Below are 13,975 nucleotides of genomic sequence, written 5' to 3' on the forward strand. Positions count from 1 at the left end.
TGGGCCGCGCCGTGAGGGTGGTTACGACCGTGACGCCCGGCCGCGTCGCGAGGGTGGTTACGACCGTGGGCCGCGTCGCGAGGGCGGCTCTGAGCGTGGGCCGCGTCGCGAGGGTGGCTTCGACCGTGACGCCCGTCGTGGTGGCGAGCGCCGCGAGGGTGGGTACGGGCCGCGGCGTGACACCGGCCGCGCCCGCGACGCTCGGGACGACAGGCAGGAGCCCCGTCCGGATCGGTTCGACCGGGTGCAGGAACCCTCCATCCCTGAAGAGATCGAGCCCCAGATGCTCGACCGTGCTGCTCGTGCCCGGCTGCGCACGCTGAGCAAGAACAACGCCGATCTCGTGGCACGCCACCTGGTGATAGCCGGACGACTGATCGACGACGACCCCGCCGCGGCGTACGAGCATGCGCAGGCCGCGATGCGGCGGGCGGGGCGCGTCGACGTGGTCCGGGAGGCACTGGCCGTCACCGCCTACGCCACCGGCAACTATGCCGAGGCGCTCCGGGAGCTCCGGACGGTCCGGCGTCTCTCCGGCCTGGACGCTCACCGCCCTATGGAGGCTGACTGCGAGCGCGGGCTCGGGCGGCCGGAGCGCGCGTTGGCGATCGTCGCCGAGTCCGACCTCGCGAAGCTCTCCGAGCACGACCGCGTCGAGCTGGCGATCGTGGCGAGCGGCGCACGGGCGGATCTCGGCGAGAACGAGGCGGGACTGCTCGTGCTCGAGTCGTCACTGGTCGGCAAGGTGACCCAGCCAGAGCTGCAGCGCCGGCTGGAAATCGTCAGGGCGGACCGGCTGGAGGAGCTCGGGCGAGCCGACGAGGCCTCCGCGCTTCGCGAGGCCGCGGGCCCAGAGCCTGAGCCGGAGGACGAGATCGTCGTCTTCGACCTCGAGTCGGCCGAGACCGAGACGGGCGGAGCCCCCACCGGCGAGGCCTCGTCGCGGGGCGCGTCCGACGACGCCCGAGCGTCGCAGGTCGACGAACGGGCAGGCATCCCAGACGGCGGTGCTGCGAACGCGGACGGCGACCTCGTGGAGGGTGACGCGGAGGCGGATCGGGACGAGCGGGAGCCGCACGAGCCTCGGGAAGCGGCAGAGGGCGACGCGGGCGAGTCGTCCGACGCGTTCGAGCAGGCGGAGCTGGACCTCGAGTCGGGGGAGGAGCGCCCGTGACGGCGGATTCCGGGCGGCTGCTGGAGAGCCGGCGCCCGCTGGCCAGCGTCTACGACGTGGCGCTGATGGACCTCGACGGGGTGTGCTACCGCGGCGCGGAGCCCGTCGACCACGCCGACGAGGGCGTCGCAGGTGCGCGGGCGCTCGGACAGCGGATGATGTTCGTGACGAACAACGCCGCACGCGAGCCCCAGACGGTGGCCGACCAGCTCACCAGCCTCGGGATACCCACGCAGGCCCATGAGGTCATGACGTCGTCGCAGGCGGCGGCGGCCATCCTCGGCGCCGAGCTGCCGGCGGGCTCGCTCGTCCTGCCGGTCGGCGGGGCCGGTCTGCGCACGGCGCTGCTGGAGGCCGGGTTCCGGCTCGCCGAGACCGCCGCGGACGGACCGGTCGCCGTCGTCCAGGGCTTCTCGCCCGACCTCGGCTGGCGCGAGCTGACCGAGGCGGCCTTCGCCGTCAGGGCCGGCGCCCGCTACGTGGCGACGAACCTCGACGCCACCCTCCCCATGGAGCGCGGCATGGCGGTGGGCAACGGCTCGCTCGTCGCGGCCGTGACCAACGCGACCGGCGTCGTCCCCGTCTCGGCCGGGAAGCCGCAGCCGGAGATCTTCCGGCAGGCGACGGCGAAGGCGGGCGGAACTCGTCCGATCGCCGTCGGGGACCGGCTCAACACCGACCTCGCCGGCGCGCGGGCGGCGGGCATCCCCGGTCTGCACGTCCTCACCGGTGTCAGCGACGCCCGGGACGTGATCCTCGCGGTGCCCGGGGAGCGTCCGAGCTACCTCGCGGTCGACCTGCGGGACCTCAACGAGCCGCACCCGGCGCCCGTCGAGGACCCCGACGGCTGGTGGCGGTGCGGTGCCGCGGCCGCGCGCCTCGTCGGCCCGCGACCCGTCTTCGAGCTGCGCGTGGGAGACCGCACCGTCGACCTCGAGCTGGAGGACGCGCCCGTCACGGTCTCGCTCGACGCGTGGCGGTGCCTGACCGCCGCCGCCTGGTCGGCGGTGGACGGCGGCGCTGTGCTCACAGGCGAGCAGGTGCCCGTGCTCGAGGTCGTCGCGCCGCGATAACCTTCCCTGAGCCAGGCACAGCGAGGCAGGAGGAGCGAGGCATGGGGCAGACACCCGCCGACCAGCGGGGCAAGGGCCTGCCCGACGGCGACCCGGCTCGGGCGCCGGGCTCCGCCGGCGACCCGCTCGCCCTGCTCGAGGGCATCGCCGACGTGCCGCTGGCCGAGCAGGTCCCGATGTTCGACGCCATCCACGCCCACCTGTCGGCGCGACTGACGAGCGCCGAGAACTGATGGCCCGTCTGGTCCGTGTGGACGCGGAGCTGGTGCGCCGGGGACTGGCCCGGTCGCGCCAGCACGCCGCCGAGCTCATCGCCGCCGGGTACGTGCTGCTCGACGGGCAGGTCGTGACCAAGGCGGCGCGCCAGGTCGACCCCGCACAGGCCGTCCGGGTGGACGTGCCCGCGGGCGACGACTACGTCTCGCGCGGTGCCCACAAGCTGGCTGGTGCGCTCGACGCCCTCGGGACGGACGCCCCCGTGGTCTCCGGACGCCGCTGCCTCGACGCCGGAGCCTCGACCGGCGGCTTCACCGACGTGCTCCTGCGCCGCGGTGCCGCCCACGTGGTCGCCGTCGATGTCGGGTACGGACAGCTCGCGTGGTCGCTGCAGTCGGACGCGCGCGTGACGGTCCTGGACCGCACCAACGTCCGCACGCTCAGGCCCGAGCAGGTCGCCCCCGCGCCAGAGCTCGTGGTCGGTGACATGTCCTTCATCTCCCTCACGCTCGTGCTCCCGGCGCTCGCGCGCGCGGCCGCGCCCGACGCGGACCTGCTGCTCATGGTCAAGCCCCAGTTCGAGGTCGGCAAGGAACGGCTCGGCCACGGTGGCGTCGTCCGTGACACGGACCAGCACGTGGAGTCCGTCCTCAAGGTGGCCGCCGCGGCGGCCGCGGAGGGCCTGGACACCTGGGCCGTGGTCCCCAGCCCGCTGCCGGGGCCCTCCGGGAACGTCGAGTACTTCGTCGCCCTGCGCCGGCGGCACCCGCGCGCGCTGCACGGCCCCGCGCTGAGCGCCGCGGCGGAGCACGCCGTGCGCAGCGGCCCGGCGGGCGCCGCCTCGTCCGGCGACGGCGACGCGGGCGCCGCCTCGTCCGGCGACGGCGACGCGGGCGCCGACGCCGTGCCGACGGCCGGTGCCGACGCCGTCTCCCAGGCACGGGCGGTCACCGCCAACCACGCCGCCGGCACCGAGGCGCTGCTCGAGCGCGTGGCGCCCGGCGAGCTGGACCTCGTGCTGTGGCCCGAGAGCGCCGCGGACATCGACCCACGCACGGACGCCGGTGTCGCCGCAGTCGTGCAGGACGCCGCCGCCACCGTCGGGGCGCCGATCCTCCTCGGCACCCAGCGCTACGTCGACGACCCGGAGCGGCCGGGACTGCGCACCCGTTACAACGAGATGGTCGTGTGGACCTCCCGCGGCCCGACCGACCTCGTCTACACCAAGCAGCACCCCGTGCCCTTCGGCGAGTACATGCCCCATCGGGACTTCTTCCGCCAGTTCACCAGCGCGGTGGACCTCATCAGCGTCGACATGGCCGCCGGAACGGGCACCGGGCTGATGGCCGTGCCGGTCGAGCGGCTCGGGCGGGACGTGCCCGTCGCCCTCGGGATCTGCTTCGAGGTGGCCTACGACCAGCTCATCCGGGAGGGTGTGGTGGCCGGCGGCGAGCTGATCGTCGTCCCGACGAACAACGCCTCCTTCGGGATGACCCAGGAGTCCACGCAGCAGCTCGCCATGTCCCGGTTCCGGGCGGTCGAGCACGGCCGCGCCGTGGTGCAGGTGTCCACGGTGGGCGTCAGCGGCGTCGTCAGCCCGAACGGGGTGTTCCAGGACACCACCGGCCTGTTCACCGCCGAGCAGATGGTCGAGTCGCTGCCGCTGCGGACCACGCTGACCGTCTCGGACCGGCTCGGGCAGTGGCCCGCCCTGGTCACCGGCCTGCTCGCGGCCCTGGCCGTGCTGGCCGGCGTGGCGGCGACGACCCGCCGGAGGAGGGACGCCCGCGCACGTCTACGGCGACGGGCGCAGCGAGCGCCTGATCGGGTCCTTCCTGCGGGAGAACCCCCGGCGTCGACCTCACGGTGGCGACCAAGATGGGCAGGCGGGCCGAGCAGGTGCCCGGGTCCTACCACCTCGAGGCGTTCCGGGAGTGGACCGACCGCTCGCGCACGAACCTCGGTGTCGACAGGCTCGACCTGGTGCAGCTGCACTGCCCGCCCAGCGAGGTCCTCACCTCCGCGGCGGTGTTCGACGCGCTCGAGGCCCTGGTCGCCGAGGAGCGCATCGCGGGCTACGGCGTGAGCGTGGAGACCTGCGACGAGGCGCTGGCCGCGATCGAGACGCTCCACCCGGTCAGCGTGCAGATCATCCTCAACGCCTTCCGGCGCAAGCCGCTCGAGCAGGTGCTGCCCCGTGCCGCCGAGGAGGGCGTGGGCATCATCGCGCGGGTGCCGCTCGCCTCCGGGCTGCTGTCGGGCCGGTACAAGGCCACGACGACGTTCGCCGAGACGGACCACCGCACCTACAACCGCCACGGCGAGCAGTTCGACATCGGCGAGACGTTCTCGGGCGTGGACTTCGCCACCGGCGTCGAGGCCGCCCAGGAGTTCTCCCGTCTCGTGGCTGAGCACGGCCCCGAGGGCGCCACGCCCGCCCAGGTCGCGCTTCGCTGGGTGATCGAGCAGGAGGGGGTCACCACCGTGATCCCGGGCGCGCGCAACGCCGAGCAGGCCCGGGCCAACGCGGCCGCGGCGGACCTCGAGCCGCTGTCCGAGGAGCTGCTCGCCGCCGTCGCCGAGCTCTACGACGAGCGGATCCGCGCCCAGGTGCACCACCGCTGGTAGGCGGCGCCGCGGCGGGCTCACCCCCAGGTGAGCCCGTCGCCGCCGTACGGGCGCGGCGGCCCCGGGTACCGCAGCCTCTCGCCCCCGGCCGCGAGGGGCGGCGGGACGTGGACGAGCGTGCCGTAGTGCGACGCGACGGTCGCGGTGGTGACCGGGAGGGTCTGCGCCTCGCCCTCCGGGACCGGTAGCGCCTGCAGCTCGTGCGCCACCCGGGCGAGGCTGACCCGGACCGCGCGGCCGCCGTTCTCGACGCGCTCGGCCAGCGCCTGCATGACCGTCGCCGCGAGCAGGTAGCCGGCCGTGTGGTCGAGCGCCTGCACGGGCAGTGCCCCGGGCCGCAGCCCGCCGGGCCCCGACGTCGCGTAGCGGTGCGCGATCCCGGTCGCGACCTGGACGATCGAGTCGAAGCCGCGCTCGTGCGCCCAGGGCCCCCGGTACCCCCACGCGGAGAGTTCTGCCACGACGAGGTGGGGGTGGCGGCGGCGCACCTCCTCCGCGCCCAGACCGAGAGCGCCCAGCGCGCCGGGCCGGTACCCGGAGACCAGGACGTCGGCCCCGTCGAGCAGCCCCTCGACCCGGCCTCGTGCGGCAGGGTCCGTCAGATCGGCCTCGGCGGACCGCTTCCCGAAGCCGGTGTCGAGGTGCTGGTCGAGAAGCTCGGGGTTCCCCGGCGGGTCGACGCGTAGCACGTCCGCCCCGAGAGCGGCGAGGGACCTCGTGGCGGTCGGGCCGGCGATCACCCGCGTGAGGTCGAGCACCCGCAGGCCGGACATCGGCCCGTCCGCGGCGGCCGGCAGGGGTCGCCGGGCGCCGTTCCCGGGTCCGCCCGTCCCGCCGGACGCCTCGTCCGGCAGCTCTTCCACCAGCGGGGCCGACGCCACGGCCGCGCCCTGCTCGTGGGCGAGCCACTCCTCCGGGGTGCGGAGCGCGGCCCCCACGCCGCCCGCCCCGCGCACCAGCTTCTCGAGCGAGAGCGCGTCCGCGCGACGCGCGGCCGCGCCGACCATGACGGAGGCGGTGTCGTCGTCGAGCCCCGGGTCGACGCCGAGCGCGGAGAGCAGCGCCTGACGGTGGTGGGGGTAGTTGGCGTGGAACCGTACCCAGCTGTCCGCCGCGGCGTAGAACCGTGACATCCGGGCGAAACCGACGATCTCGCGCCCGTCGACCCTCAGGTGGCGGAACGAGTCGAACGCGGCTGCGACGTCGGCGGTGTCCACGGCGAGCGACGGAGCGCTCCCCCGGACACCGCCCACGCTCGAGCACGTCCGCTGGGGGATCATCGGCGCCGGGGCGGTCACCGAGCGGAAGTCGGGCCCGGGCCTCCAGCGCGCCGAGCGTTCCTCCCTCGTCGCCGTGATGCGGCGCGACGGCGCGAAGGCCGCCGACTTCGCCCGCCGCCACGGCGTCCCGCGCTGGTACGACGACGCCGACGAGCTGGTCGCCGACCCCGACGTCGACGCGGTCTACGTCGCCACCCCGCCCGGCAGCCACCGCGAGCACGTCCTGCGCGCGGCTGCCGCCGGCAAGCCGGTGTACGTCGAGAAGCCCATGGCCCGCACCGCGGAGGAGTGCCAGGAGATGATCGACGCCTGCGCCCGCGCCGGCGTGCCGCTCTTCGTCGCCTACTACCGCCGCGCGATGCCGCGATTCGTCCGCGTCAAGGACCTCCTCGACGGCGGAGCCGTGGGCGAGGTCCGGGCGGTTGCCGTGCGTCTCGAGAGCCCGGCCGGCATGTGGGAGCCGGACCACCTGCCGTGGCGGGTGCTTCCGGAGATCTCCGGTGGTGGCCTGTTCGTCGACCTCGGTTCCCACACCCTCGACCTGCTCGACCACCTTCTCGGGCCCGTCGGCACCGTCACCGGGGTCGCGGCGAACCTGGCCGGCAGGTACCCGGCGGAGGACCACGTGGCCGCAGCGTTCACCTTCGCCTCCGGCGTCGTCGGCACGGGGCTGTGGGCCTTCGACGCCGTGGAGCGGCGGGACGAGGTGGAGATCATCGGCACGGCCGGTTCGCTCACCTTCTCGAGCTTCGGCCAGGAACCGCTGCTGCTGCGCACCGCCGGGGGCGAGGAGCGCATCGACGCTCCGTACCCCGAGGTCGTGCAGCAGCCCCTCATCCAGCTCGTGGTCGACGAGCTCACCGGCCGCGGAACCTGCCCGAGCACCGGCGAGAGCGCCCTGCGCACCGCGCGCGTCGTGGACGCCGTGCTCGCCGGCTACCGCCGCAGCAGCACCGGCTGACGGGCCCGGGCGCCAGCCGGCCGGCCGCCGGTCCGTCAGGTCCTGCGACCGTCCCAGACCACCAGCCCCGGCTCGGCGAGCCGGGCGCCCTCGGCCACGGGATGCTCCCGCAGGCCGCCGTCGTGCATGAGGTGACGCACGTCGACGTCGTGCGCGAGGGCGGAGACATCGGCCACCAGCCGCCGGTGGCACCGCCACCACACCGCCTCGGAGCACATGACCGTCACCCGCCCCTCGCGCGCCTCCTCCAGCAGGTCGGCCAGGGCGGCACGGAACTCGGGATCCCGGGTCCACCCGGCGTAGGCGCGGAAGGCGTCGACCTGCCACCACGTGTCCGGGGAGGCGGCGTCGTCGTCCTTGCGCAGGTGGCGGCGCCCGCCCAGCCGGGGCTCCCACCGGTAGGCGATGCCGGCCTCCGGCAGCCACTCCTCCAGGGCGTCGCGGCGCACGTCCGGGTTGTTCCGCGAACCGGGGAAGCGGCGGATGTCCACCACCGTCGTGACCCCGGCCGAGCGGAGCAGACCCGCGAGGGCGGACCGGTCCAGCGCCGCGTGACCGAAGGTCAGGAGCGTGGTCCTCTCCTCGCTCACGTCGGCCGACGAGGCCGGCTGCGGCAGGTGGGCATGGTCCGGATCGTAGGCGTTCGCGCGTGCGACCGCTCCCGGCGCCGTGCCAGAGTGGGCGCGTGGACGGATCCCTCGGCGCCCTGGTGCTCGTACGCCACGGCGAGTCCGTCGGCAACGTCCGCGAGCTCTTCACCGGCGTCCTGGATCTCGACCTCACCCCGGCGGGCGAGGACGCGTGCCGCCTTGCGGGCCGGCGGCTCGCCGGTGCCGGCTTCACGCCGGACCTGATCGTCACGTCCGAGCTCGCGCGCGGGCGGCGCACCGCCGCGCTGATCCGGGACAGTCTCCGGTCCGCGGCTCCCGTCGTGCGGACGTGGCGGCTGAACGAGCGCAACTACGGCGCCCTGTCCGGCCGCCTCAAGGCGGCGGTGCTCGCCGAGCACGGCCGGGAGCTCTTCGTGCACTGGCGCCGCTCCTACGCGGGCCGGCCCCCCGCGCTCGACGATGGCACGCTCGCCCTGTGGCGTCGCCTCCCGCCGTTCGACCGGCTGCCCGCGGAGGCTCTCACGGCCACGGAGTCGCTGGCCGACGTCGTCGCGCGCCTGCGCCCCTGGCTCCCGGAGCTGGGGGAGCACCTGGCGGGCGGACGGAACGTCCTCGTGGTGGCCCACGGCAACTCCCTGCGGGCCCTGTGCGCGCTGCTCGACGGCCTGACCCCGGAGGAGCTCGCCGCGCTCAACCTGCCCAACGCGCGCCCGCTGCGGTACGACCTCGTGGCCGACGGCGACCGCCTGCGCCCGCTCGTCCGCGGCGGCACGTACCTCGACCCGGAGGCGGCGCACGCCGAGGCGCTGGTGATCGCCGCCCAGGGCGGGACCTGAGGTGCGGCCCCGGCGGCTCGGCGTGGTGGTCGCCGCGCGCCTGGTCGTGGGACTCGGCGCGGGTGCTCCTGGCGGCCGTGCTGCGCACCGAGGAGGGGCCGGTGAGCGTCGGTGCCACGCACCTGTCGGTGCGGCCCGACGTCGCCCGCCGCCAGCTCACCGTCGCGTCGGAGGCGATGCTGACCCTGCCCGGCCCCCGTCTCCTCGGCGGCGACCTCAACCTCGACGCGGCCGCGTCGCGTCCTCGGAGACCGTCGCCGCGGGGCGCCTCGCCCCGCTCGCCGGCGGGCTGACGTTCACCAACGCCCGCCCGCGCACCCAGCTCGACCACCTGCTCGGCTCGGGCCTCGCCGCGGCGGGCCCGGCCGTGGTCCACCGCCTCTCCGTCTCCGACCACGCAGGGCTCAGCGTGGACGTCCGCCGGGCACCGTGACCGCCGGTGGGAGGATGAGGGCCGACCGGACCGGCTGAGGAGGGGGAGCACGTGGCAGGTGTGCTCACCGGCTTCGCGACCCTCGCCGCCGTCGTGCTCCTCGGGTACGCGCTCGCCAGGTGGCGGGTGCTCGGCGAGGGCGCCGACGCCGTCCTCAGCCGACTCACGTTCTTCGCCGCCACGCCCGTCCTCATGTTCCGCACCGTGGCGGAGGCCGACGTTCGTGACGTGTTCTCGACGGGCGCGCTGGTCAACGCCCTCACGGCGCTCGCCCTGGTGGCCGTCTACGCGCTCGTGTGCGGCGTCCTGCTGCGGCAGCGAGGCGCGGAGCTGACCCTCGGTGCGCTGACCGCCGGCTACGTCAACGCCGGCAACCTCGGCATCCCGCTGATGGTCTTCGCGGTCGGCGACGCCGCCGCGATCGCCCCGGTGCTGCTGCTGCAGCTGCTCGTCATGGTGCCCGTCGGCTTCTCCGTGCTCGACGCGCAGACGGGCCGGCGGGGCGTCTCCCTCACCCAGACGGTCACGATGCCCGTACGCAACCCGCTCGTCATCGGGGTGCTGCTCGGGCTCGTCGTCTCGGTCACCGGCGTGACCGTCCCGCAGGTCGTCGCGCTGCCGGTCGGGATGGTCGCCGATCTCGCCATCCCCGCCATGCTCATCGCGTTCGGCCTCTCGCTGCGCGGCGCGCCCCTTCCCGGGCGCGGCGAGGTGCGCGCACCGCTGTGGACCGCCGTCGTCCTGAGGAACCTCGGCGGGCCCCTGCTGGCCTACCTCCTCGCGGCTCACGCCTTCGGGCTGACCGGCGACGACCTGCTCGCCCCGGTCATCGTCGCCTCACTGCCGACGGCGCAGAACGTGTTCGTCTACGCGATGCGGTACGGCCGTGCCGTGCCGATGGTGCGAGACGTCGTCCTCGTCACCACGATCGGCTGCGTGCCCGTCATCCTCGCTCTCGTGGGGGTGCTCGGGTGAGCCGGGCGTCCGGACCGCGGCCCGGCCCCACCCTGCCGGCGCCCGCCCTATTCATGGTCTCCGGGGTCAGCCAGTACCTCGGCGCGGCCCTGGCCGTGGGGTTGTTCGTGCACATGCCGGCGACGACGGTGGCCTGGTGGCGGATGCTCGTCTCGGCCGTCCTCCTGCTGGTCTGGCGGCGGCCGTGGAGAACGCCGTGGACCCGTCGCACGCTGGCCGCGTCGGCCCTCTTCGGGGTGGTGCTGGGTGCGATGAACCTGCTGTTCTACACCTCCATCAGCTACCTGCCGCTCGGGACGGCCGTCTCCCTGGAGTTCCTCGGCCCGGTCGCGGTGGCGGCGGTGACGGGACGCGGCCTCCGGGTCCGCGTCGCGGTCGGGCTGGCGCTGCTCGGTGTGGTCTCCATCAGCGGGCTCGGCCTGGACTGGTCGGACCCCGGCACCGGCGTCGGTGTCCTCTTCGCGCTCCTCGCCGGGGCGGCGTGGGCCGTGTACATCCTGCTGGGACGGCGCATCGCGGCGGACCGGGACGGGCTCACCTCGCTCGCCGTCGCCATGACGGTGGCAGGCGTCCTCTACGCGCCCGTCGCCGTCCCGACCGTCGGGACGGCCGTGGCCGATCCCCTGCTCCTCCTCACGGTCGTCGCGATGGGGGTGCTGTCCTCCCTCGTCCCCTACGCGATCGAGCAGGTGGCGCTCACCCGGCTCGCCGCGCAGACCTTCGCCCTGCTGACGTCGCTGCTGCCCGCCACGTCGCTCGCCGTCGGCCTGGTGGTCCTCGGGCAGGTACCGACGACGGGGGGAGGCGGTCGGGCTCGCCCTCGTCTCCGTCGCCGTGCTGCTGGCCGGCCGGGAGGGCGATCCGGACCCGCGCCCGGGCCGGGCGAGGGGTGCCGCCGCCCTCGTGACCCCGGGCCGTGCAGCCGCGGCGGCCGTCCGGCTGCCGTGCGTCCCCGGTCCCGTACCCGGGTCCCTCCCCGGTCCCCGTACCCCGGGTCCCTCCCCGGTCCCCGTACCCGGGTCCCTCCCCGGTCCCCGTACCCCGGGTCCCTCCCGGTCCCCGTACCCGGGTCCCTCCCGGTCCTTTCCCGTGCAGGCACGGGCCGGCCGCGGCGTTGCGGACCACGACGTGCGATACTGGGCCCAGGTGGCGCCGAGCGGTGCCCCGACATCGCACTGCACGGCCACCGCGCCGGCGGCCACGCCCGCCGATGACGAGTGAGCGGAGATGCCTGCGGTGACCTCCTGCTGAGAGAAGTACCTCCTCGTGCCCCAGAACACCTCTGCGCCCACGACCGCCACGTTCGACGCCTTCGGCGTCCCCGGCGTCCTGTCGCGCTCCCTCACCACGCGCGGCATCACCGCGCCCTTCCCCATCCAGGCCGCGACGCTGCCCGACACGCTCGCCGGCCGTGACGTGCTCGGCCGCGGCCGCACCGGTTCCGGCAAGACCCTTGCGTTCTCCCTGCCCCTGGTGGCACGGCTCGCCGCGCTCGTGCCCTCCGGCGAGTCGCTCGCCGGGCGCACCCGGCCGGCGCACCCGCGGGGACTGGTGCTCGCCCCCACCCGCGAGCTGGCCACCCAGATCGCCGAGACCATCACGCCGCTCGCGAAGGCCGCAGGCCTGAGCGTGACGACGATCTTCGGCGGTGTCAGCCAGAACCGGCAGGTGGAGGCGCTCGACCGGGGCGTCGACATCGTCGTGGCGTGCCCGGGCCGCCTCGAGGACCTCATGGGGCAGCGGCTGGTCCACCTCGACCGCGTCGCCGTCACCGTCCTGGACGAGGCCGACCACATGGCCGACCTCGGGTTCCTGCCCGGTGTCACCCGGATCCTGCGCGCGACGCCCCGCGGCACCCAGCGGATGCTCTTCTCCGCGACGCTGGACAACGGCGTCGACAAGCTCGTGACCCAGTTCCTCGACGACCCGCTGCACCACAGCGTCGACCCCGCCGCGTCACCCGTCGCAGCCATGGAGCACCACGTCTTCCTCGTCCCCACCACCGACGTCAAGAACGAGCTCGTCCGCACGCTCGCGTCCGGAGCCTCCCGCCGGCTGCTGTTCACCCGCACCAAGCACCAGGCGAAGAAGCTCGCCCGTCAGCTCACCTCGGCGGGCATCCCGGCCGTCGAGCTGCACGGCAACCTCTCGCAGAACGCCCGGGAGCGCGGCCTCGACGCCTTCTCGTCCGGCGAGGTGCGGGTCATGGTGGCCACCGACATCGCGGCCCGCGGCATCCACGTGGACGACGTCGACCTCGTCGTCCACGTCGACCCGCCCGCCGAGCACAAGGCGTACCTGCACCGTTCCGGGCGCACGGCGCGCGCCGGGCACGGCGGCGACGTCGTGACCCTGGTCCTGCCCGAGCAGCGCGCCGACTTCCGGTCGCTCGCCCGCGCCGCGAAGATCTCCACCTCGCCCGTCAGCGTGACGGCCGACGACCCGCGGGTCACCGAGCTCGTCGGCGACGTCGCCGCGGCCGTCCAGCCGGACAGCGCGCCGCTCGCCGCCGCACGCAAGCCGGCGCCGCAGCAGCCCGGCACCGGCCGGCGGTCCTCGGGCGGGTCCCGGCGTCGTCGTGGCGGCTCCGGCCAGGCTGCGCCCGGGAACGCGGGGACGGCCGGTGCCGAGGGACGGACACGGCGCCCGTCAGGCCAGCGGGCCGCCGTCGCGCAGCCGGCGGGCCGCCTCGGAGATCCGCTCGTCCGTCGCGGTCAGCGCGATGCGCACGTAGCCGTCCCCCGTGCGGGCCGTAGAACGTGCCGGGCGCGACGAGAATCCCGCGGTGCGAGAGCGCGTCGACCAGCTCCCAGGAAGACGCCGGGCGCCCGGCCGACCGCGCCCAGAGGTACAGACCGGCCACCGACCTCGGATCGTGCTCGAGACCCGCGGCGGTCACCGCCCCGAGCAGAACCTCCCGCCTGGCGCGGTAGCGCTCGCGCTGCTCCGCCACGTGCTCGTCGTCGGCGAGCGCCGCGGCCATCGCCGCCTGGACCGGCGCGGGCATCATCATCCCGGCGTGCTTGCGGATCTCGGTGAGCCGGGCGACCAGGTCCCGGTCCCCGGCCAGCAGGGCCGCCCGGTAGCCGGCGAGATTGGACTGCTTGCTCAGCGAGTACAGCACCAGCAGGTTCGTGCGGTCGCCGTCGCACACACGCGGGTCGAGGAGGCTGGGCACGCCGTCGGCGGCCGCGAACCCGTCCCAGGGGAGCTCGGCGTAGCACTCGTCCGAGGCGACGACGGCGCCGCGCTCACGCGCCCACGCCACCACGGCCGCGAGGTCGTCGACGGACAGGACGTGCCCGTCAGGGTTGCCCGGCGAGTTCAGCCAGACCAGCCGCGCATCCGGCCAGGACGCCGGGTCCGGGTCCACGGGGACGGGGGGTCGCCCCGGCGAGGCGGGTTCCGACGTCGTACGTGGGGTAGGCGGTGCGCGGGTGCAGGACGACGTCGCCGGCGCCGAGCCCGAGCAGGGACGGCAGGAACGCAACGGTCTCCTTGGACCCGATGGTCGGGATCACGGCGTCCGTGCCGAGCCCCGGTACGCCGCGCCGTCGGGCGAACCACTCGACGATCGCCTCCCGCAGGGCCAGGGTGCCCACGGTCTGCGGGTAGCCGGGTGCGTCCGCGGCGGCGCGCAGCGCCTCACGGGCGACCGCGGGAGTGGGGTCCACCGGGGTACCGACCGAGAGGTCGACGATGCCGCGCGGGTGGGCGGCGGCGCGGGACTTGGCCGGCGCCAGGGAGTCCCAGGGAAAATCGGGCAGCGCGCTGCCGTGCAGCGGCAC

11 protein-coding genes and 4 pseudogenes are annotated in these 13,975 nt (G+C 75.2%); 11 read left to right on the forward strand and 4 right to left on the reverse strand.

Features of this window, described 5'->3' with window-relative positions:
- The first annotated feature begins 244 nt into the window (after positions 1 to 244).
- The 5 genes and pseudogenes from DA06_RS16325 to DA06_RS16345 all read left to right on the forward strand — a co-directional run.
- Positions 245 to 1,174: a hypothetical protein gene (locus DA06_RS16325; RefSeq protein ID WP_418605487.1), complete on the forward strand. Its 930-nt coding sequence runs from the start codon at positions 245 to 247 to the stop codon at positions 1,172 to 1,174.
- Positions 1,171 to 2,247 carry an HAD-IIA family hydrolase gene (locus DA06_RS16330; RefSeq protein WP_043502018.1) on the forward strand — a complete coding sequence of 359 codons (1,077 nt, stop codon included), beginning with the start codon at positions 1,171 to 1,173 and terminating at the stop codon, positions 2,245 to 2,247. Before DA06_RS16325 ends, DA06_RS16330 begins: the two co-directional genes overlap by 4 nt.
- A gap of 41 nt (positions 2,248 to 2,288) precedes the next feature.
- Positions 2,289 to 2,480: a hypothetical protein gene (locus DA06_RS16335; RefSeq protein WP_043502020.1), complete on the forward strand. Its 192-nt coding sequence runs from the start codon at positions 2,289 to 2,291 to the stop codon at positions 2,478 to 2,480.
- Positions 2,480 to 4,039 (forward strand): annotated as a pseudogene (gene lnt, locus DA06_RS16340) (apolipoprotein N-acyltransferase); the annotation flags it as partial. The gene DA06_RS16335 and the pseudogene lnt, both read left to right, overlap by 1 nt.
- Positions 4,040 to 4,250: 211 nt before the next feature.
- Positions 4,251 to 5,091 (forward strand): annotated as a pseudogene (locus DA06_RS16345) (aldo/keto reductase); the annotation flags it as partial.
- Between the two features lie 17 nt (positions 5,092 to 5,108).
- Here the strand turns inward: DA06_RS16345 and DA06_RS16350 are convergent.
- On the reverse strand, positions 5,109 to 6,308 hold the full coding sequence (locus DA06_RS16350) for a CoA transferase (RefSeq protein WP_052436858.1): 1,200 nt from the start codon (positions 6,306 to 6,308) through the stop codon (positions 5,109 to 5,111).
- On the opposite strand from DA06_RS16350, the gene DA06_RS16355 reads away from it, so the two are divergent.
- The gene (locus DA06_RS16355) at positions 6,301 to 7,332 is read left to right on the forward strand and encodes a Gfo/Idh/MocA family protein (protein WP_418605488.1); all 1,032 of its coding nucleotides are present in this window, start codon (positions 6,301 to 6,303) and stop codon (positions 7,330 to 7,332) included. The genes DA06_RS16350 and DA06_RS16355 overlap by 8 nt on opposite strands.
- A gap of 35 nt (positions 7,333 to 7,367) precedes the next feature.
- Here the strand turns inward: DA06_RS16355 and DA06_RS16360 are convergent, their stop codons facing one another.
- A complete protein-coding gene (locus DA06_RS16360; protein WP_043502036.1) occupies positions 7,368 to 7,922 on the reverse strand; it encodes a DUF488 family protein in 555 nt (184 codons plus the stop codon).
- A gap of 95 nt (positions 7,923 to 8,017) precedes the next feature.
- On the opposite strand from DA06_RS16360, the gene DA06_RS16365 reads away from it, so the two are divergent.
- The 5 genes and pseudogenes from DA06_RS16365 to DA06_RS16385 all read left to right on the forward strand — a co-directional run.
- Entirely contained in the window at positions 8,018 to 8,779 is a 762-nt protein-coding gene (locus tag DA06_RS16365) for a 2,3-bisphosphoglycerate-dependent phosphoglycerate mutase (protein WP_043502038.1), read from the forward strand.
- Positions 8,780 to 8,841: 62 nt separating this feature from the next.
- Entirely contained in the window at positions 8,842 to 9,072 is a 231-nt protein-coding gene (locus tag DA06_RS16370; protein WP_418605489.1) for a hypothetical protein, read from the forward strand.
- A 191-nt stretch (positions 9,073 to 9,263) separates the two neighbouring features.
- Positions 9,264 to 10,187, forward strand: coding sequence for an AEC family transporter (locus DA06_RS16375; RefSeq protein ID WP_043502043.1), 924 nt, complete (start codon positions 9,264 to 9,266; stop codon positions 10,185 to 10,187).
- A 53-nt stretch (positions 10,188 to 10,240) separates the two neighbouring features.
- Positions 10,241 to 11,401, forward strand: coding sequence for an EamA family transporter (locus tag DA06_RS16380; protein WP_418605490.1), 1,161 nt, complete (start codon positions 10,241 to 10,243; stop codon positions 11,399 to 11,401).
- 52 nt (positions 11,402 to 11,453) lie between these two features.
- A pseudogene (locus tag DA06_RS16385) lies at positions 11,454 to 13,007 on the forward strand (DEAD/DEAH box helicase); the annotation flags it as partial.
- Here DA06_RS16385 and DA06_RS16390 read toward each other — a convergent pair.
- Both DA06_RS16390 and DA06_RS16395 read right to left on the reverse strand, forming a co-directional pair.
- Positions 12,976 to 13,560: pseudogene (locus tag DA06_RS16390) on the reverse strand (aminotransferase class I/II-fold pyridoxal phosphate-dependent enzyme); the annotation flags it as partial. The pseudogenes DA06_RS16385 and DA06_RS16390 sit on opposite strands and share 32 nt — an antisense overlap.
- Positions 13,493 to 13,975 carry an aminotransferase class I/II-fold pyridoxal phosphate-dependent enzyme gene (locus DA06_RS16395; protein ID WP_418605491.1) on the reverse strand — a complete coding sequence of 161 codons (483 nt, stop codon included), beginning with the start codon at positions 13,973 to 13,975 and terminating at the stop codon, positions 13,493 to 13,495. The gene DA06_RS16395 and the pseudogene DA06_RS16390, both read right to left, overlap by 68 nt.

The organism is Georgenia sp. SUBG003 (assembly GCF_000715355.2).
Lineage (GTDB): Bacteria > Actinomycetota > Actinomycetes > Actinomycetales > Actinomycetaceae > Georgenia.

What these genes read in the sequence shown, in the direction of transcription:
- DA06_RS16335 (WP_043502020.1), top strand. Translation starts at nt 2,289, where the DNA reads ATGGGGCAGACACCCGCCGACCAGCGGGGCAAGGGCCTGCCCGACGGC.
- DA06_RS16380 (WP_418605490.1), top strand. Translation starts at nt 10,241, where the DNA reads ATGGTCTCCGGGGTCAGCCAGTACCTCGGCGCGGCCCTGGCCGTGGGG.